At 60.6% G+C, this 19,098-nt stretch carries 14 protein-coding genes and 1 tRNA gene; 6 read left to right on the top strand and 9 right to left on the bottom strand.

Annotated elements, in window-relative coordinates; all coding sequences use genetic code 11:
- Positions 1-143: 143 nt before the first annotated feature.
- From trpE to fabI, 6 genes are all read right to left on the bottom strand, one after another.
- Positions 144-1,655 (bottom strand): anthranilate synthase component I, encoded by a 1,512-nt coding sequence (gene trpE / locus NIT7645_RS07130; protein ID WP_008561181.1) that lies wholly within the window; start codon positions 1,653-1,655, stop codon positions 144-146.
- Positions 1,656-1,671: 16 nt separating this feature from the next.
- Complete coding sequence (locus NIT7645_RS07125; RefSeq protein WP_008561992.1) at positions 1,672-3,513, bottom strand: peptidylprolyl isomerase; 1,842 nt, start codon at positions 3,511-3,513, stop codon at positions 1,672-1,674.
- Between the two features lie 166 nt (positions 3,514-3,679).
- Positions 3,680-4,837, bottom strand: coding sequence for an aminotransferase (locus tag NIT7645_RS07120; RefSeq protein ID WP_008563223.1), 1,158 nt, complete (start codon positions 4,835-4,837; stop codon positions 3,680-3,682).
- Between the two features lie 275 nt (positions 4,838-5,112).
- On the bottom strand, positions 5,113-5,616 hold the full coding sequence (gpt, locus tag NIT7645_RS07115) for a xanthine phosphoribosyltransferase (RefSeq protein WP_008559751.1): 504 nt from the start codon (positions 5,614-5,616) through the stop codon (positions 5,113-5,115).
- Positions 5,617-5,647: 31 nt separating this feature from the next.
- A complete protein-coding gene (locus tag NIT7645_RS07110; RefSeq protein ID WP_008559331.1) occupies positions 5,648-6,262 on the bottom strand; it encodes a LysE family translocator in 615 nt (204 codons plus the stop codon).
- A gap of 122 nt (positions 6,263-6,384) precedes the next feature.
- A complete protein-coding gene (gene fabI, locus NIT7645_RS07105; RefSeq protein WP_008561571.1) occupies positions 6,385-7,203 on the bottom strand; it encodes an enoyl-ACP reductase FabI in 819 nt (272 codons plus the stop codon).
- A gap of 152 nt (positions 7,204-7,355) precedes the next feature.
- Here fabI and pdxH point away from each other — a divergent pair, with 152 nt between their 5' ends.
- The 5 genes from pdxH (at position 7,356) to NIT7645_RS07075 (ending at position 13,660) form a co-directional block, all read left to right on the top strand.
- Complete coding sequence (gene pdxH, locus NIT7645_RS07100) at positions 7,356-7,961, top strand: pyridoxamine 5'-phosphate oxidase (protein ID WP_008559500.1); 606 nt, start codon at positions 7,356-7,358, stop codon at positions 7,959-7,961.
- A 118-nt stretch (positions 7,962-8,079) separates the two neighbouring features.
- Positions 8,080-8,616 carry a cold-shock protein gene (locus tag NIT7645_RS07095; RefSeq protein WP_037302346.1) on the top strand — a complete coding sequence of 179 codons (537 nt, stop codon included), beginning with the start codon at positions 8,080-8,082 and terminating at the stop codon, positions 8,614-8,616.
- 6 nt (positions 8,617-8,622) lie between these two features.
- Entirely contained in the window at positions 8,623-9,126 is a 504-nt protein-coding gene (locus tag NIT7645_RS07090) for a DUF192 domain-containing protein (RefSeq protein ID WP_008561911.1), read from the top strand.
- A gap of 43 nt (positions 9,127-9,169) precedes the next feature.
- Positions 9,170-9,246 (top strand) — tRNA-Pro (locus NIT7645_RS07085).
- 763 nt (positions 9,247-10,009) lie between these two features.
- Positions 10,010-13,660: a vitamin B12-dependent ribonucleotide reductase gene (locus tag NIT7645_RS07075; protein WP_008561728.1), complete on the top strand. Its 3,651-nt coding sequence runs from the start codon at positions 10,010-10,012 to the stop codon at positions 13,658-13,660.
- Positions 13,661-13,891: 231 nt separating this feature from the next.
- Here the strand turns inward: NIT7645_RS07075 and NIT7645_RS07070 are convergent, their stop codons facing one another.
- The 3 genes from NIT7645_RS07070 to NIT7645_RS07060 form a co-directional block, all read right to left on the bottom strand.
- A complete protein-coding gene (locus tag NIT7645_RS07070; RefSeq protein ID WP_008563100.1) occupies positions 13,892-15,193 on the bottom strand; it encodes an O-antigen ligase family protein in 1,302 nt (433 codons plus the stop codon).
- On the bottom strand, positions 15,190-16,647 hold the full coding sequence (locus tag NIT7645_RS07065) for a GumC domain-containing protein (protein ID WP_037302348.1): 1,458 nt from the start codon (positions 16,645-16,647) through the stop codon (positions 15,190-15,192). Before NIT7645_RS07065 ends, NIT7645_RS07070 begins: the two co-directional genes overlap by 4 nt.
- A 106-nt stretch (positions 16,648-16,753) precedes the next feature.
- Positions 16,754-17,365, bottom strand: coding sequence for a response regulator transcription factor (locus tag NIT7645_RS07060; RefSeq protein ID WP_008562125.1), 612 nt, complete (start codon positions 17,363-17,365; stop codon positions 16,754-16,756).
- 275 nt (positions 17,366-17,640) lie between these two features.
- Between NIT7645_RS07060 and NIT7645_RS07055 the strand changes: the two genes are divergently transcribed.
- On the top strand, positions 17,641-19,047 hold the full coding sequence (locus NIT7645_RS07055; RefSeq protein ID WP_082204839.1) for a WecB/TagA/CpsF family glycosyltransferase: 1,407 nt from the start codon (positions 17,641-17,643) through the stop codon (positions 19,045-19,047).
- The last annotated feature ends 51 nt before the right edge of the window (positions 19,048-19,098 follow it).

Raw genomic sequence — 19,098 nt, 5'->3', positions numbered from 1 at the left:
GCTGTTGTCCGTGCGGATGACAGTTGGACCAGATCGACCAGAAAAAAGGCGCCGCTCCGATTGGAGCGGCGCCTTTTGCCTTCGGCGAGAGTATTTGGGGAAAGATGACAGGGCGCCGGCGTGGCCCCTGTCAGCCTTGTGTCTCAGCTATTTCCGTTGCCGGTAAAGCGCGCGGCATCTGCCGCGGCGCGGCGGATGGCGTTGGATTTATGGACGGTCTCCATATACTCGGCCTCCGGGTCGCTGTCGTAGACGACACCGCCGCCAGCCTGGATGTAGAGGTTCTGATCCTTGACGATGGCGGTGCGCAGCGCGATGCACATGTCCATGTCGCCGCCTGCCGAGAAATAGCCGACGCCGCCGCCGTAGATGCCGCGTTTTTCCGGCTCCAGCTCGTCGATGATTTCCATTGCGCGGACCTTGGGCGCGCCGGAGACGGTGCCTGCGGGCATGCCCGCGAAGAATGCGTCCAGCGCGTCCTTGTCCTCTGCCAGTTCGCCCACGACATTGGAAACGATGTGCATCACGTGGCTGTAACGCTCGATGATGAACTTTTCGGTCGGGCGGACGGTGCCGATTTTGGCGACCCGTCCGGTGTCGTTGCGGCCCAGATCCAGCAGCATCAGATGCTCTGCCAGCTCTTTCTTGTCGGCCAGCAGATCGGCCTCCAGCGCCTTGTCCTCTTCCGGGGTGGCACCGCGGGGGCGGGTGCCTGCGATGGGGCGGATGGTGACCTCCTGCCCGAAGACGCGGACCAGAATTTCAGGGCTTGCGCCAATCACCTGAAAGCCGCCGAAGTTGAAGTAGAACATGAAGGGCGACGGGTTGGTGCGCCGCAGCGAGCGGTAGAGCGCAAAGGGCGGCTGGGGGAACGCTTGCGTCCAGCGCTGTGCCGGCACCACCTGGAAGATGTCGCCTGCGCGGATATAGCCCTTGGCCTTTTCCACCGCAGCCATATAGCCATCCTTGGTGAAGTTGCTCACCGGTGGGGCCACCTCATGGGCATCGCCCAGATCGCGGCTTTCGGCGGGCATGGCGCGTTCAAGATCACGCACGGCATCCATCACCCGCTCAGCGGCCTGGGCGTAGGCGGCCTTGGCTGTCTGGCCTTCGCTGACCCAGGCAGGAGAAACCACCGTGACCTCGCCCTTGACGCCATCCAGCACCGCAATCACCGAGGGCCGCAGCATCAGCGCATCAGGCAGGCCAAGCGGATCGGGGTTCACGTCGGGCAGATGCTCTACCAGACGGATCATGTCGTAGCCAAGATAGCCAAAGAGGCCCGCCGCCGCCTGAGGCAGGTCATCAGGCAGGTTGATCCGGCTTTCAGCGATGATGTCGCGCAGCCGGTCCAGCGGGTTGCCGTCCAAGGGGGTAAAGGCATCGGCATCAAAGCGGGCATCGCGGTTCAGTTCAGCCAGCTCGCCCCGGCACCGCCAGACCAGATCGGGTTTCATGCCGATGATGGAGTAACGTCCACGCACCTCTCCGCCGGTCACGGATTCCAGCATGAAGGCGTCTTTCTGCGCGCCTGTCAGCTTGAGCATCAGCGACACAGGTGTGTCGAGATCGGCGGCAAGGCGGGTGTAGACAACCTGGTTTTCACCGGCCTCGTAGGCTTTGGCGAAAGTGTCGAAATCGGGGGTCAGGGCCATGGGTCGCGTGCCTTGATTACTGGAAGTTCGCGTGAACAGCGCTCAGCGCCTGCGGGTCAATGCGCGGCGCGGCGCGGGTCTGGACATCCTGCACGAAGGCTTCGAACAGGGCCTGAGCCAGCGCCTGATCCAGCTGGGTGCCCATCGCCTCGGAGAGAGCCGCCATTTCCGGGGTTTCGGCCACCGGCAGCTCTTCGATCAGACGGACCACAGCAGTGGCGCGCGGGTCGGAGACGACGGCCACATCGCCCGGTGCCATGTCAAAGACACGGATCATCATTTCCTGTGGTGCTGCCTCGATAAAGGCGGTTCGTGTCAGCCCCTCTTCTGAGGTGAGGATCAGATCTTCGGGCAGGTCGTCACCGCTGCGCAGAAGAGCGGCCACGCGGTCTGCTTCGGCCTTCATCGCCTCTTGCAGGCGGTTGTCCTGCCAGGCCGCGCGCAGCTTGTCCTGTGCGTCCTCAAACGGTTCGGGGCGCGGCTCCAGCTCTTCGTCAAGGCGCAGGGCAAACAGGCTGCCATCTTCGAGGAACTCCACTTCGGGGAAGTCTTCGATGGTGACAGCGGAGGCCACGCTGCGGAAGCCGTCATAAGCTGCGATGCCATCCGAGCTGCCTGTGTGCCAGTCGATCTGGCCCAGTTCCATGCCGGGTTCCTGCTCCAGCTCTTCCAGCGTGGCGCCACCGGCCAACATGTCGTTGATGTCTTCGGCACGGGTTTCGATCAGGCGGCGGGCGCGGTCGGTTGCCAGTTCTGCGCGCAGTTCGTCGCGCACATCATCAAGCTGGGTCACGCGGGCCTCAAGACGGCCGTTGACCCGGTAAAGCGCGGGGCCAAGGTCGCTGTCGAGAGGGCCGACGACAGTGCCGACCTCAGCGGAAAAGACATCCTGCGCAGCCGTGCCAAGATCGCCCATGGTCACATCGCCCATGTCGATATCCTGCAGGGTCAGACCGCGGTTTTCGACCAATGCCTCAAAGGTGGTGCCGTTGATATCAAGCTGGGCCTTGGCGCTGGCGGCGGCGTCCTGATCGGCGAAAACAAGACGTTCGACGAGACGGCGCTCTGGCACCTGGTATTCGTCGCTGCGGTCGTTGAAGAGCTGCTGAAGGGCGGCCTCATCCACCTCGATTTCATCGACCAGCGCATCGGGGCGCAGGGCGGCGTAAGTGATGACCTTGGTGCGGGGCAGGGTGAACTGGTCGATATTGGCGTCATAAAAGGCGCGCAGCTCTTCCTCGGTCGGCTCAACCGCTGTCAGGGCGATGGAGGCAGGATCGATCACCAGCCAGTCAAAGCTGCGGCGCGCACCGATGTAGTTGGTCAGGGTATCGCGCAGGGTGTCGGGCATCTCGGTTCCAACCATGACGGCGCCTTGAACCAGCGTGCGTGCGGACTCGCGGCGCAGATCCGCCTCAAAGGCGCGTTCGTTCAGGCCGATGTTTTCCAACGCGAACTGATAGTTCTCGCGGCTGAAGTTGCCCGCTGGATCCTGAAAGGCCTCAATGCGGCTGATTTCTTCAAACAGGTTTTCGTCACCGATGGACAGGCCAAGATCGCTGCTTTCCTGATCAAGCGCGGCGATTGCGATCAGCCGTCCCAGAACCACACGGTCAAGGCCAAGGGTGGTCAGCTGGGCGATGGGCATACGCTGGCCTGTCTGCGCCTCGAGCGCGCGCTGTTCCCGCTGCAATTCGCGGGCATAGTCATCAACCGAGACCTCTTGCTCGCCCACGACGGCAACAGAGCCGACGGACCCGGTGAAATTCACCGCGCCAAACCCCGCGAGGCCGACAATCAGCATCCCCATCAGGATCCAGACAAAGGTTTTTGATAGTTTTTTCATGCCTGCGGCCATGCTGTCCTCGTAAGTCGGTCTGCGATCTGCGCGGGGCAGATGGAATGCCAGAATATGTTTGGCTCTGAATACGCTGCGGGTCGGTCCGGGGCAAGTGACCTCTGCCTTGGGCGCGATCAGAGAAAAGGGAGCGGGCGGGGAAAGCCCGATCAGGTGGGTGCTGGTTCTAGGGGTGCCAGCCCGCCAATCGATCAAACAGCATCTGGATGCCGTCTTCATCGACATTGGCAAAGGCGATGCGGAACTGGCGGTGACCGGCTGTTTCACTTTTGGGTGTGAACATGCTGCCGGGCAGCATCATGACCCCCAGTTCGCGCACCAGCCGTTTCGCCAGATCCTCGGAATGCTGCGAAAACGGGTGTTCGACGTAGGCGAAATAGGCACCACAGCCCAACAGCTTCCAGCCGCGCTCTGCCAGGGGGCCAAAGCCTGTTTCGATGGCGGCGCGCCGGTTCAGGAGTTCTTGCCGTTCCCCCGCCAGCCAGTCGTCCAGGTTCTGCAACCCCCAAAGCGCACCAACCTGGCCGAGCTGTGCGGGGCAGATGGCAACGGTGTCCAGGAACTTCTCCATCTCGTAGAGGTGATCCGGATGGGCTGCGATCGCGCCAAGGCGGTGGCCCGTCAGGCGATAGGCCTTGGAAAAGGAATAAAGGTGGATCAGCGTGTCGGACCAGTCGGGAACCTGAAACAGCGCGTGGGGCGCACCGTCGCGGCTGTCGAAATCCCGGTAGGTTTCATCCACGATCAGCGTCAGGCCACGGTCACGCGCCAGGTCAAAGAACCGGCGCACCAGCCCGTCGGGGAATTCCACACCGCAGGGGTTGTTCGGTGTGACCAGAACGATGGCGCGGGTGCGGTCGGTGATCAGTTCTGCCGCGGCATCCGGGCAGGGAAGCATGGCCTCGCCAACGGGAAGCGGGCAGGTTTCGACCCCTTCCAAATCGAGCCACATCTTGTGATTGAAGTACCACGGCGTCGGCAGGATGACCTGATCGCCGTCCTTGCAGATCGCGGCGATGGTGGCCGCAAAGGCCTGATTGCAACCTGCAGTGATCGCCACCTGCTGGGCTGAAATCTCGGCGGCGTAGTGGTCGGACATCTTGCGCGCAAGCTCTGCGCGAAGCGCGTCCTGACCGAGAACAGCACCATAAAGATGGCTTGCGTCATCGTTCAGCGCGGCCTCGGCAATGGCGCGGCGCAGCCCTTCAGGCGGTGGGTCGGCAGGGGCGGCCTGACTGAGGTTCAGCAGCGGCAGATCATCCGGCAGAGACAGCCCCTCCAGCCATCGGCGCGACTCCACGATGGGGGACACGAATGTGTCCATGGTGCGGGAGTGCTGTCGCGTTGGTCCCTTCTGAACAGAGGAGCTGCGGGTCTGGGCCATAATTCGGATGTTGCCTTATGTGATCGTGGGTCTTTTCGGCCCGGGGTTGGGCAGGGCCGCGCATACTCCGCCGCAAGCGGTAGGGATTTGCAAGGGCAGAAGCGTGCATCGGGCGATTTTTCCACTCATGGACGGGCCGATTGGGGCAGGGCCATGAAAAAAGGCGCGCCCGATTACTTCGGTGCGCGCCTTTGTGGTCTGGCGTTGGGGGTCGATCAGTCGGTCCCGCGGTAGGGCTCGACGTATTGCAGCGCCATGTCCCACGGGAAGAAAATCCAGGTGTCCTGGCTGACCTCGGTGATGAAGGTATCAACCATCGGGCGGCCCTTGGGTTTGGCGTAGACGGTTGCAAAATGTGCTTTGGGATACATTTCCCGCACCAGTTCCAGGGTTTTGCCGCTGTCGACCAGATCGTCGATGATCAGCACGCCTTCTCCGTCGCCCATCAGCTCGGCGTCCGGGGCTTTCAGCACCTCGGCCTTGCCCTGTTCCTGGTGGTGGTAGGACTTGACGCCGATGGTGTCGACCACCCGGATGTCCAGCTCGCGGCTGACGATCATCGCGGGCGCCATGCCGCCCCGTGTGATCGCCACAACAGCGCGCCATGCGCCATCATCGGGGCCTTGGCCATCCAGACGCCACGCCAGCGCACGGCTGTCGCGGTGGATTTGGTCCCAGGAAATATGAAAGCCTTTTTCATGAGGCAGACGGTCGGTCATTTTTGATGCTCCTGCTTGGATCCGGCGGGCGTCAGACGGCGGCGATCTTGACGCCGAGAGCAGCCAGCAGGCCGCCAAAGATCCGGTCGATCACATGTTTGAGGTTGATATACCCGCGTCGCGTTTTCTCAAAGGAGAAGATGCGCGCGACAAAAGTGTTCCAGGTGACTTCACCCAGAAAGATGCAGAACAGAAGCGCGGCGAGGGCCAGCGCGCTGCTGTCTTCGGGGACGGTGCCGACAAAAACGGCACCAAAAAATGCGGCGGGCTTTGGGTTTGACATCTGGGTCAGGATCCCGAGGCGGAACGCGGCAAATGCGGTTTGGGGCAGGCGGGCGTCGCTTTCTTCCGACATGGGCTCGCTCGCGTGACGCCACATGTTCCAGGCCATGTAGATCAGAAACGCAGCGCCGCCGATCTTGAGAAGCGTCAACAGGAAGGGGGCGTAATCAAACAGGAGGTTCAGCCCAAACAGCGCGGCGCCTGCCCACATGATGGCGCCGGTGCCGATACCAACGGCCAGCGCCAGTCCGCTGCGCCAGCCGCGCGCAAGGCCAACGCGTGCGGCCATCAGGACGGCTGGGCCGGGGCTGATCGCAGCCATGAAACACAGCAGCACAGAGGCTGTAAAAGCGGCAAAGGTCATGGCCTGTCAGTCCTTGTTGTGGGCGCGGTTTTCTGCGGCGCCTTCTGTATGTTTCATCATATCCCAGCGGGCCGCCCATCCAAAGACGGCTGGATGGCCCGGGGGTTTGCGCAGATGGACGGTTATTTGCGTCCGGTGGCGGCCTCGATGTCGGGTGCATCAACGGCCTTCATGCCAACAATGTGATAGCCCGCATCGACGTGCAGGTTTTCGCCAGTGACACCGGCAGACATGTCCGACAGCAGGTAAAGCGCGGAATTGCCCACATCATCAATGGTCACGTTGCGGCGCAGAGGCGAATTCAGCTCGTTCCACTTCATGATGTAGCGGAAATCACCGATGCCCGAAGCGGCGAGGGTCTTGATCGGCCCGGCCGAGATGGCATTGACACGGATACCGTCCTTGCCCAGATCTTCGGCCAGATACTTGACCGATGCCTCAAGCGCGGCCTTGGCGACGCCCATCACATTGTAATGCGGCATCACCTGTTCTGCGCCATAATACGTGAGCGTCAGGGCACTGCCCCCGTCGGTCATCAGCTTTTCTGCACGCTTCATCACGGCGGTGAACGAAAAGACGGAGATATCCATCGTCATCTGGAAGTTCGACCGGCTGGTGTCGACGTAGCGGCCGCGCAGTTCGTTCTTGTCAGAAAAGCCGATGGCGTGGACCACAAAGTCCAGCTTGCCCCATTTTTCCTCCAATGCGTCAAACAACGCATCGATGGATCCTTCGTCGGACACATCGCAGGGAAGAACGATATCGCTGCCCAGTTGCTCTGCCAGCGGATCGACGCGCTTTTTCAGCGCCTCTCCCTGATATGAGAATGCCAGATCTGCCCCGGCATCGGCACAGGCCTTGGCAATGCCCCACGCAATGGATTTGTCGTTGGCCAGGCCCATGATAAGGCCGCGTTTGCCGGCCATCAGTTGACTAGACATGCAGGATCTCCGCCCCTGAACTGTGAATTTGATGACCTTTAATATGTCGCGCGCGGCGCATCAAGGGCGCAGTCCCTTGTCGCGGCAGCGAACCGGCCCTAGGTTGCCGCAGACGCAGATGAAATTCACCAACACAACGAAAGAGGTGTGCCATGTCCGATCGCAGCGGGATCTTTGCCGGAGACGACCCATTTGCCATTGCGCGCAGCTGGTTGAGCGAGGCCGAAGAAAGCGAGATCAATGATCCCAACGCGATTGCCCTGTCGACGGTCGATCCTGACGGTCTGCCCAATTGCCGGATGGTGCTGTTGAAGGAAATCGAGGACGGCGCCTTTGTCTTTTATACCAACTATGAAAGCGCAAAAGCGGGCGAGCTGGACAGCGCGGGCAAGGCGGCGTTTGTGATGCACTGGAAGTCGCTGCGGCGTCAGGTCCGTGCCCGCGGCATCATCACCCGAGAAGATGGCCCGCAGGCGGATGAGTATTACAAATCCCGCTCGTTGAAGTCGCGCCTTGGGGCCTGGGCCTCGGCGCAGTCGCGCCCGCTGTCGAGCCGGGGGGCATTGATGGCAGAGGTGGCCAAAGTCACCGCAACCAAGGGGTCCAACCCCGATCGGCCGCCATTTTGGGGTGGATACCGGCTGACACCTTTGGAGATCGAGTTCTGGGCTGACGGTGCATTTCGCCTGCATGATCGCTTTGTCTGGCGGCGTGAAAGCCCTGACTCTCCCTGGGCAACCACCCGCCTATGCCCCTAGGTCAAGAGCGAAGAATAGCAGAATTGTGACAATGATGTTTGTTTTTGGCTTGAACTTGGCTTGGAGATTAGAGCATCACACACGGACCTATAAAAAAATCAAATGGTGGTAAACGACCGTGGCAGAAGACTTGAGCAGTTTGCAGCAGATACGCGGACTGGTGAAATGGTTCGATCCAACAAAAGGTTTCGGCTTTGTCGTCTCCGATGAGGGCGGGCCGGATATTCTTTTGCATGTCAACGTGTTGCGCAATTTCGGGCAGAGCTCGATCGCGGATGGCGCGCAGGTTGAACTGGTTACGCACCGCACAGAGCGCGGTGTTCAGGCCGTCGAGGTGATCTCTATCACCCCGCCTGAGCGTGACGACAGCCCAGTCCTGAGCGATTTCGCGGAAATGGACCCAAAGGCCCTCTATGCAGAGCCGCTGCTGCCCGCGCGGGTGAAGTGGTTCGACAAGGGCAAGGGGTTTGGTTTTGCCAATGTATTCGGGCGCCCCGAAGACGTGTTCCTGCATGTCGAAGTGCTGCGCCAGTCTGGCTTGTCCGAACTGCAGCCCGGCGAAGCGCTGGGAATGCGCGTGATTGAAGGCAAACGAGGTCGGATGGCTGTCGAAGTCCTGGCCTGGGAGGCCGCACTTCAGGCCGATCAGGAGTAACACAACGTGCCCAGCCTTTGGTCCCGACTGACGCAATTCGTGACTACCGGGGCCGGGGCTGTTGTTCTGTCGCTCTCTCTGAGCGGGGCAGTCGCTGCCGAGACAGCCTGCAACCCGGATCAGATTTCGCTGCGCGGTCCCTGGGGATCCGCGCAGTTTTCCATTGAAATAGCCGACACTGCCGAGGAACGGGCGCAGGGATTGATGCATCGCGCGTCGATGCCGCGTGGGGCAGGGATGTTGTTTGTCTACGACTATCCCCAGCGCACGGCGTTCTGGATGAAGAACACCCTCATCCCGTTGGATATGTTGTTTATCGACAAATCCGGCGTGGTGACTCGCATTCATGAAAACGCAATTCCCGGTGATCTGACCCCGATTGAAGGGGGCGACAAGGTGTTTGCCGTCCTCGAAATCAACGGTGGACTGGCTGCGCGCTATGGCATGACAGAGGGTACACAGACCCGGCACGAAATTTTTTCCAAATTTGGTGCGATTTGGGCCTGTTAGGGCTTTTCAAATCAGAAAGTCGGCGGTAGGAAGGCGCACGGTCCGGGGCGTGGCGCAGTCTGGTAGCGCACCTGTTTTGGGTACAGGGGGTCGTGAGTTCGAATCTCGCCGCCCCGACCATTTCCTCTAACGAGGATCAAAAACACCGCGCGTTATGCGCGGTTTTTTTGTGTCTGTTTACCTGGTTGAAAGGGGTTCGGGGTCACGCCTCAGAATCGCGTTCTCCGGTTTCCGGGCCGCGATCTTGACGGTGGTTTTCCTCCGCAGGCGGGGTGGCGTTAATAGACTGTTAACCAACTGTTGCGGGTTGGCGTCGGATCGGTTTTACGGTAGCGCCTGCTTGGCGAAAAAAGTGGCGGAAGAAACGCTGTGCGACCTAGGGGTGAATTGGGATTTTGCCAATCATCTTTAAGGGTATGACCTGTGGATGAAACCACTGCAGGTACGCGCGGGTTTGATGGGTATAATTGGGGCAAACCCCTCTCTGCCCGTCAGAAATTTGTCGCGGCTTCACCTGCCGCTGTTGCGGAAACCTGTGGATGAAATCGAGCTGAATCGAGCGCGTTCGTCTTTCAAAAAAACCGTTAAAACAACGTCAATAGAAAAGATGCTCACAGAGCCCTAACTTTTGCGTTGACCCCCTATGGTCGAATACGTCAAATTGTGGATGTCAGAGCGTGCAGCACAAAATATGGTGGGTTCCACCTCCTCCCTGCACCAGAGAGACACCTATATCATTGGCCCGCGTCGCGGAGGCAGCCGCCTCGGTTCGCATCTTTCACAAGGTGCGTCAGCAGCGTTTTTCGGAGTCCTGTGATGCTGCCACGTCGCCGCAGAAAGGCGCGTTTTGTGAAATTTGGACTGCAAGAAAGAGGCAGACGGCATGAAGATTGAACGGAAATTCACAAAATCTGGGCAGGACGCTTACGCCGATCTGGAATTTGTTCCAGCCACATCGGAGATCCGAAATCCCGATGGCACCATCGTGTTCCGTCAGGAAAACATCGAGGTGCCCGCGAGCTGGAGCCAGGTCGCAAGCGACGTCATCGCACAGAAGTATTTCCGCAAAGCCGGCGTGCCGAGCAAACTGAAAAAGGTCCGTGAAAAAGGCGTGCCTGAGTTCCTCTGGCGCTCGGTCCCGGCTGAAGACGACACCCCCTGCGGTGGCGAGGTTTCTTCCAAACAGGTGTTCGACCGTCTTGCCGGTGCCTGGGCATACTGGGGCTGGAAGGGGGGCTATTTCTCTTCCGAGGATGATGCGCGCGCCTATTTCGACGAGATGCGCTATATGCTCGCAACCCAGCGCGCGGCGCCGAACTCTCCGCAGTGGTTCAACACCGGTCTTCACTGGGCTTATGGCATCAACGGTCCGGCGCAAGGCCACCACTATGTGGACTACAAGACAGGCAAGCTGACCAAGTCCGATAATGCCTATGAACACCCGCAGCCGCATGCCTGCTTTATCCAGTCGGTCGAAGATGATCTGGTCAATGAGGGCGGCATCATGGACCTGTGGGTGCGCGAGGCGCGCCTGTTCAAATACGGCTCCGGCACTGGCACCAACTTCAGCCATCTGCGTGGCGAAGGCGAGGCGCTGTCGGGGGGCGGAAAATCCTCGGGTCTGATGGGTTTCCTCAAGATTGGTGACCGGGCGGCCGGCGCGATCAAATCCGGCGGCACCACACGCCGTGCCGCGAAAATGGTGATCGTTGACGCGGATCATCCAGATATCGAGCAGTTCATCGAATGGAAAGTGATCGAAGAGCAGAAAGTGGCGTCCATCGTTGCTGGCTCCAAGATGCACGAGAAGATGCTCAATGGCCTGTTCGAGGCCATCCGCAGCTGGGACGGTGCAGAGGCAGACGCCTATGATCCCGCGGTGAACGAAGGTCTGAAAAAGGCAATTCGCGAGGCCAAGAAGGTTGCGATCCCGGAAACCTATATCAAGCGGGTTCTGGATTACGCAAAACAGGGTCACACCTCGATCGAGTTCCCGACCTATGACACCGATTGGGACAGCGACGCCTACAGCTCTGTTTCGGGTCAGAATTCCAACAACTCCATTCGCGTGACCAACGCGTTCCTGCATGCGGTGCAGAAAGATGCCGATTGGGAACTGATCAACCGGGTGGACGGCAAAGTTGCCAAAACCGTGCGGGCCCGTGACCTGTGGGAAAAGGTCGGCCATGCGGCCTGGGCCTGTGCCGATCCGGGCATCCAGTTCCATGACACCGTAAACGAATGGCACACCTGTCCGGCGGACGGAGAGATCCGTGGCTCCAACCCCTGTTCGGAGTACATGTTCCTTGACGATACCGCCTGCAACCTCGCATCGCTGAACCTGCTGACCTTCCTCAAGGACGGCGAGTTCCAGGCCGAGGACTACATGCACGCCTGCCGTCTGTGGACCGTGACACTGGAAATTTCGGTCATGATGGCCCAGTTCCCGTCCAAGGAGATCGCGCAGCGGTCATATGATTTCCGCACGCTGGGTCTGGGTTACGCCAACATCGGCGGGCTGCTGATGAACATGGGCTTTGGCTATGACAGCATCGAGGGGCGCGCCCTGTGTGGGGCCCTGACGGCGATCATGACCGGCGTCTCTTATGCGACTTCGGCTGAAATGGCGTCAGAACTGGGCCCGTTTGCCCGCTACGAGGCCAACGCCAACCACATGCTGCGGGTGATCCGCAACCACCGCGCAGCGGCGCATGGCTCTGTGGATGGCTATGAAGGTCTGGCAGTCAAACCCGTGCCGCTTGATATCGCGAACTGCCCGGACCCGCGTCTGGCGGAACTGGCGATGAGCAGCTGGGACGAAGCGCTGGATCTGGGTGAAAAGCACGGCTATCGCAACGCACAGGCCACCGTTGTGGCGCCGACGGGCACCATCGGTCTGGTGATGGATTGCGACACCACCGGGATCGAACCTGATTTTGCGCTGGTGAAGTTCAAAAAGCTCGCAGGTGGCGGCTATTTCAAGATCATCAACCGCTCTGTTCCTGCCGCTCTTGAAGGGCTGGGCTACAGCACGGCGCAGATCGGCGAGATCGTGTCTTATGCGGTGGGCCACGGCTCTATCGGCAATGCGCCGGCGATCAACCACACCTCGCTGGCCGGACACGGCTTTGGCCCCAATGAGCTGGCCAAGATCGACGCCGCCCTGGAGAGCGCCTTTGACATCCGTTTCGTGTTCAACCAATGGACCCTCGGTGAAGATTTCTGCACGGGCGTTCTGGGTATTCCGGGCACCAAGCTGAACGATCCGACCTTCGATCTGCTGCGCCACCTTGGCTACACCAAGGCAGAGATCGAAGCCGCGAATGATCACGTCTGTGGTTCCATGACGCTTGAGGGTGCGCCGCACCTGAAAGAAGAGCACTACAGCATCTTCGACTGCGCGAACCCGTGCGGGAAAAAAGGCAAGCGTTATCTGAGTGTTGATAGCCACATTCACATGATGGCAGCGGCCCAGTCGTTCATCTCTGGGGCGATTTCCAAAACGATCAACATGCCAAATGACGCCACCATCGAGGACTGTCAGGCCGCTTATGAGCTGAGCTGGTCGCTGGGGGTGAAGGCAAATGCGCTTTATCGTGATGGCTCCAAGCTCAGCCAGCCGCTGGCGGCTGCGCTGGTCGAGGATGATGACGAAGCGGCTGAAATCCTTGAAAGCGGTTCGCAGCAGGAAAAGGCTGTGACGCTGGCAGAGAAGATCGTCGAAAAGGTTGTGGTGAAGGAAGTCATCAAATCCCACCGCACCAAGATGCCGCAGCGCCGGAAAGGGTACACCCAAAAGGCGGTTGTGGGCGGTCACAAGGTCTATCTGCGGACCGGCGAATACGAAGACGGCAACCTCGGCGAGATCTTCATCGATATGCATAAGGAAGGTGCTGGCTTCCGGGCGATGATGAACAACTTTGCCATCGCGGTGTCCGTTGGCCTGCAATACGGTGTCCCGCTGGAAGAGTTCGTGGATGCCTTCACCTTCACCAAGTTCGAGCCGGCAGGCATGGTTCAGGGCAACGACTCGATCAAGAGCGCGACGTCGATCCTCGACTATGTGTTCCGCGAGCTGGCGGTCAGCTATCTGGATCGCACCGACCTGGCACATGTCAAACCGGAAGGCGCGACATTTGACGACCTGGGCCGGGGCGAAGAAGAGGGCGTGTCCAACGTCTCCGAGCTGAGCGAAACCGCGGCAACCCGTTCGCTGGAAGTGCTGAAGCAGATTTCTTCGACCGGATATCTGCGCAAACGTCTCCCGCAGGAGCTGGTGGTTCTGCAAGGTGGCCAGACCGCAAGCGACCTCTTGGCAAGTGGCACGGATACTGTCGCGGCCCTGCAATCGCTGGTGCCTGAAACCTCTGCTGTTGCGGCGCAGGCTGTCACCGGCGGTATGGACGCACGGACAAAGGCCAAGATGCAGGGCTATGAAGGCGAGGCCTGCGGGGATTGCGGCAACTACACGCTGGTGCGCAATGGCACCTGCATGAAGTGCAACACCTGCGGGGCGACCTCTGGCTGCAGCTGATCCGGCGGATCAGCCCTGCACAAGGCAAGAACATCGATCTGCGCTGCATCGGTTGGCGCGGGTCAGCTAACTCGGGATGGGTGCGCTCGTCCCGCCACGGACCGGGCACAGGCAACGACCTCGGGCGGTAATCAAAACCACCGGTTCCGTGTACCTCGAAGGGGAGACACAGGCTGTCTCCCCTCTTTCTTTTGGATGAGGTGCGCTGTTTAATTAATTGATCTTGTGAGGTTATACCCGTGCGGGCGCGACGGCGTGCGCCGGTCTTTCTGCGCAACTGTCTGCCTGCATTTCGCGAAGATGCACGCCAAGCATCACAAGACCCGGCCAAAGCATGTAGGCTTCGATCTCGATATTCTCGCCAAAAGACAACAGCACCATGGTCATCAAGATACCAAGCGGCAGGCGCCCTCGGGGATTGCGGGCAGCGTCAGCCATCACAACGCAGATGTGCAGGCCTAATGGCACCGCAAGCGCGAGAAACCCGACCACGCCCTTGACGAACAGCAGGCCGAACCAGGTGTGATGGCTGCCGATGGGCATGTATTCCACCAGATGCGGACCGGGCTGGACGGTGCCGTGACCAAACCAGAAGGCATCGTTCTGCCAGCGTTCCTCGGCGATGCGCTGAAGGGTTTCGCGCACCCGCGTGCTGTCTGCGCGCGCCTCTTTGAAGGCGGTGATCCCGTTTTGCACAAAACTCAACAGCGCGGTGCCCACCACAGCAAGCGAAGCGGTCAAGGCAGCGGTGACATGCCAGGCCCATCCCTTGAGAACAAGAGGCAAGAGCCGCGGGCCAACTGTACAGGCCACCAGCCCGACCAGCCCCATTCGCGATTTTGACGCCAAGATCATCAAGACGCCTGCGGCAATCCCCGCCGCCTTCCAGTTGCGGTTCTCCTCTTCGATCGCGAACAGCACCATAATGACCCCCAGCAAGGCGGCAAAGGGCGACCAGGGGGCGTAGAACTGCCAGCGCGGTGTCCAGCTGGAGGGGTCATAGGTGAAGAAATAGACGCTGAAATACTCTGGTCCCGGTCCCCCCAGCACCTTGAAGGGAGAGGTGAAGATTTTCTCCGGCAGACCAATGTATGGCGCAATCAACAGGATCGGCGCGAGCGCGAGTGTCCAGGCTCCGACAACACATTGGCCACGGATCAGGAGCGTGCGGCGGATCGGCAGGATTGCCCCAACCAGTGGAAACAACGCCAAAAGCGCCCAGCCTTTTGCCCAGCCGATGCTTGATTTGATGGTCTGCTTGGTGCCAAGGCCCCAGTCCAGATGGCCCACCCAAAGCGCCAGCAACATGACCGCCATGCCCAGCCCCCAGATCCAGATCAGACCGGGCACTGTGGTTGCGGGCTGCAGGTCCTCTCGCATTGCAGGCCCAAGGTAGGCCGCGAGCAGCGCCAGTGCCCCGGCCGTCCAGCCCAGCACCGGGCCGACGGCGTAGAGGGCACCAATGGCATAGAACGGCCAGGTCCAGATCAGCGCCTTGTAAAGGAGGCTCTCTGCCGGGTTTTGCGGGCTCATCCTGCAACCCCCTTGGTTTTTTCGCGCCGCATGATCAGCTTGTCGATCAGTGCAGAGCGGCCCCAGCCAAGCGCCAGACCAATGATCAGCATCAACGTGGCGGCGCCTCCGGCAGCCAGCGCCAGTTTGCGATTGGGCGAAGAGGGGCGATCAGGCAGGGACGGGTTTTCCAGAACCTGCACCAACGGGTAGGAGGCATAGACATCCGATTTGGTCGATTGGCTACGTGCGATAGCGCTGGCAAACACCGCCTCTGCAACGGAAAAATCCCTTTGCAGATCTTCAAGCCGGGCCGCAGCTGGGGCAAGACGCGCGAGGGTGGCCTGTTCCTGCTGCAGGCGGGTTTTCATGGTTTTCAGCTGTTCGGCTGTGCCTGCACGGGTGGCATCCAGCTGAACGAGGCGCGACAGCAGTTCGGCCCTTGCCCCGGCGGGGGCCACGTCCAGCGTGGCCAGTTGGCTAAGGGGCAGGCCGGTCACGGCACTGGCGCGGATCCGTGCTGTCTTGAGGGCGGTTTCATGGGCCTGGAAAGCGGTACGCACCTTGGGGTGTTGTTCACCGAAACTTGCCCGCGCTTCGGCCAGCGCCGCAGCATGGGTGCCGACCTCGTCGATCAGGGCCACAAATTCACTGTCGGCATATTGTTTAAGTGTTGCAGCGGCGGCTGCAGCGCTGAGACCAAGGCTCGCCTCAAGGGCTGCGACGCCTTCAGTTGCATCATTCAACTGCGCGATCAGATCCTCGACACGGCCGCTCAGGCCGCGGGTGGCCTCTGCCATTGCGTCGTAGTCCTCGGCGGACAGCAGACCGGTTTCGTTCTGCAGGGCAACGATTTCCTGCCGGGTCCCGGCAACTGAGGTGCGGTATTCATCAATCGCCCCCAATCCGCTGTCCTCGCGGGTGTTCTGTTCATCGGCGCGCAGGGCATCCAACTCGCTCAGGAAGGCCGCAATCAGCGCATCGCCTCGGGCCTGTGCGTCCTCTGGCGAACGGCCCGTGACCTCCAGATGGATCAGGCCCGTTTGATCGACCAGTTTGATCCGGGGCTTTCCAAACGCCTCACGGCTGAGATCGAGCGAAGCCGCCGCCGCCGCGAGAATGCGATCGGCGCCAAGCAGACGCTTGTAGGTTTCGGTTGGGCTGACGGAGTTGGAGGCAAAGGCCGAATTCGCATAGGACGTGGCCTGACCGATCCCGTTGAGGTTCAAGGAGGCCGAGGCACCGGACCCCGGCAGGATCAGTGAGGTGTGCGAACGAAAGGTCAGAGGCGCCGTTTTAAGATATCCGCTGATGGGGGCCCAGATCAGCGCAGAGCCCAAAATCAGGCTGGCGGTGTAGCGCGGCAGGCGCCCCAGATCGTTCAGACGCCCCCCTTTCAGGGCGCGGATCGCGTTGTGGCGAAAGCTGTGCTTTGGCTTGGCGAGAAAGTTGTAGCGAAGCTGTTCGGGGGTCATTGCGGCTCTCCTTTCTCTAAAGAATACAGGAAGCTAAGCCGCGTTTCGGCAACCCCGATGGGCAGTCACGCAGGGCGTTTGTGCGCGCGCCTATCCGTCTGGATAGTCAAAACAACCCTTTGTCACGAGCAACCAGCGCTGCCTGCGTTCGGTTGCTGACCTTCATTTTGCGATAAAGCGACTTCATGTGCAGTTTGACAGTGGGTTCCGCGATATTGAGATCACGGGCGATTTCCTTGTTGGCCTTGCCTTCGCTCAAACCCCGCAGCATCTCGATCTCGCGAGGAGAGAGTGTGGAGGTCAGCGGGCAGGGCGTGTCTTCGACTGCGGTCATAAAGTCGATGGGCGCATATTGTTCGCCCATTGCCATGAACCGGACAGCATTGATCATTGATTTTGCGGGCAGTGTCTTGGGCACAAACCCTGCGGCGCCCGCATCCAGCGCCTGTTCCGCAACCTCGCGGCTGGCCTGGCCCGAGATCAGCGCAACCCGCTGGCCGCCGTTCATGGCCATCGTGTCAAACAGACCTTGCAGCCCATCCATCCCCGGCATGTTGTAATCCAGCAGGATCAGATCAAAGGGGCCATCTGTCTCCATCCGTTCCTGCGCCGCAGGCAGGCTATTGGCGGCGCATGTGCTCATGCCGCCTTCGCTTTCGAGAAACATCACCAATGTGTCTCGCAGAAGGTCGTGATCATCGGCAATCAATACGCGCATGCTGGGTCTCCCTCGCTGTGCAATCCGTTCAGATGCCCGGATCCGGTCGGGCGCGGTTTGTCTTTTTAGATTAGGCGCGGGCCGGGCCATCGCACCAGCGCGAAAGGGGAGAGCCTGCTGTCTCTTTGGTATGGGGCATACCCCCTTGGATAGGGGCCCTGTTCGAAGTTGAAAATCGCTGTCCCTATGTCCTCCAAACCTGTCCGTCCGCTGCGTTGAGCCACTGCGCATCATTCGACACCCTGAAGACAACCAACGTCTTATCAAGGAGTTGCATGATGAGCTTCCAGTTCCCTTTGCTGCACACCACACCGGTGACACCTGTGTCCCGCCCCGCTCTGGCAACCCAGTATCTGCCAGCGCTTGACCTTAACCTGGTTGATGAAACCGCCGACAAAACCGTTCGGGCTCTGCTCGCTCCGGGCCGTCGGCGGGTGTTCTTCATGAACGCCCATTGCTGCAACATTCGCCGCCAGGATCGTGGCTATGCAGATGCGGTGGCGCGCGCGGACATGTTGTTGCCCGATGGCGCGGGCATCGAACTGGCGGCCCGCTTTACCGGGCAGAAACTGGCCGCGAACCTCAACGGGACCGATCTGCTGCCAAAGCTGCTGGAGCAGGCCGCGACCCGCGGCAAGTGGGTCTATCTGTTTGGTGGCAAGCCGGGTGTCGCGGATGCGGCAGCCACGCAGTTGATCCTGAGCACGCCGAACCTGCGCATTGCCGGGACACGGGATGGCTACGGCGGCGCAGCGGACCCCGAGGCGGTGATTGCAGATATCAACGAGAGTGGCGCAGATATCGTGCTGGTCGCAATGGGCGTGCCGCTGCAGGAGATGTGGCTGGATCGTTACGCCGATCGCCTGGCGGCTGACCTGACGCTGGCTGTTGGCGCGTTTCTTGATTTCAGTGCAGGTGTCATTGACCGGGCTCCGCGCCTTGTCCGTCAGGCCCGGATGGAATGGGGCTGGCGCCTGATGAAAGAGCCGCGCCGTCTCGCCAAACGGTATCTGGTGGGGAATTTTACCTTTGTCGCCAATGCCGCAAGACGCGCCTTCGCCACTGCCGAAAACCGGGCAAAGCGGCGCATCGCGGCCAAACGGGTGCTGGACGTGGCAACGGCCGCAACTGCGCTGGTTCTGCTGGCACCTGTCTTTGCCCTGACAGCCCTTGCCATTCGCGCCGAAAGCCGGGGGCCCGTTATCTTTCGCCAGACCCGTGTAGGTCAGAACGGTGAGACATTCACGATGTTCAAGTTCCGCTCCATGAGCCAGGACGCCGAGGCCCGCAGGGCGGCCGTCCTGTCGCAATCGGATCGCGATGGTGTGTGCTTCAAGGCCAAGGCGGATCCGCGCATCACCCGGGTTGGACGGTTCATCCGTCGCGCCTCAATCGACGAGCTGCCGCAAATCTTCAATGTGCTGCGCGGGGATATGTCCATTGTCGGTCCCCGTCCGGCCCTGCCGGTCGAGGTCGATGCCTATCCGCCGCGGGCGCTGCGCAGGCTGGCGGTAAAGCCCGGCATCACGGGTGTGTGGCAGGTCTCTGGGCGCGCGGATGTCGGGTTTGACGAGATGGTCGAAATGGATATCGCCTATGCCAAAGAGGCCTCTGTCGGGCTGGATCTGGCGCTGATGTATCGCACGATCGGAGCTGTTCTGTCGGGTCGGGGGGCCTACTGACAGACCGCGCATCCGAACGGTCGCGCCCTGCAAGCCACCTGCTGGTGCTTG

Origin of the sequence: Phaeobacter italicus (assembly GCF_001258055.1) — a bacterium.
Taxonomy (GTDB): Bacteria; Pseudomonadota; Alphaproteobacteria; order Rhodobacterales; family Rhodobacteraceae; genus Phaeobacter; species Phaeobacter italicus.
Note: the sequence above shows the minus strand (reverse complement) of the source record. Positions and strands in the feature narration are given on the sequence as shown.

What these genes read in the sequence shown, in the direction of transcription:
- NIT7645_RS07060 (WP_008562125.1), bottom strand. Translation starts at nt 17,365, where the DNA reads ATGCGCGTATTGATTGCCGATGATCACGACCTTCTGCGAGACACATTG.
- fabI (WP_008561571.1), bottom strand. Translation starts at nt 7,203, where the DNA reads ATGTCTAGTCAACTGATGGCCGGCAAACGCGGCCTTATCATGGGCCTG.
- NIT7645_RS07065 (WP_037302348.1), bottom strand. Translation starts at nt 16,647, where the DNA reads ATGACCCCCGAACAGCTTCGCTACAACTTTCTCGCCAAGCCAAAGCAC.
- NIT7645_RS07075 (WP_008561728.1), top strand. Translation starts at nt 10,010, where the DNA reads ATGAAGATTGAACGGAAATTCACAAAATCTGGGCAGGACGCTTACGCC.
- NIT7645_RS07110 (WP_008559331.1), bottom strand. Translation starts at nt 6,262, where the DNA reads ATGACCTTTGCCGCTTTTACAGCCTCTGTGCTGCTGTGTTTCATGGCT.
- pdxH (WP_008559500.1), top strand. Translation starts at nt 7,356, where the DNA reads ATGTCCGATCGCAGCGGGATCTTTGCCGGAGACGACCCATTTGCCATT.
- NIT7645_RS07055 (WP_082204839.1), top strand. Translation starts at nt 17,641, where the DNA reads ATGATGAGCTTCCAGTTCCCTTTGCTGCACACCACACCGGTGACACCT.
- trpE (WP_008561181.1), bottom strand. Translation starts at nt 1,655, where the DNA reads ATGGCCCTGACCCCCGATTTCGACACTTTCGCCAAAGCCTACGAGGCC.
- NIT7645_RS07070 (WP_008563100.1), bottom strand. Translation starts at nt 15,193, where the DNA reads ATGAGCCCGCAAAACCCGGCAGAGAGCCTCCTTTACAAGGCGCTGATC.
- NIT7645_RS07125 (WP_008561992.1), bottom strand. Translation starts at nt 3,513, where the DNA reads ATGGCCGCAGGCATGAAAAAACTATCAAAAACCTTTGTCTGGATCCTG.
- NIT7645_RS07120 (WP_008563223.1), bottom strand. Translation starts at nt 4,837, where the DNA reads ATGGACACATTCGTGTCCCCCATCGTGGAGTCGCGCCGATGGCTGGAG.
- gpt (WP_008559751.1), bottom strand. Translation starts at nt 5,616, where the DNA reads ATGACCGACCGTCTGCCTCATGAAAAAGGCTTTCATATTTCCTGGGAC.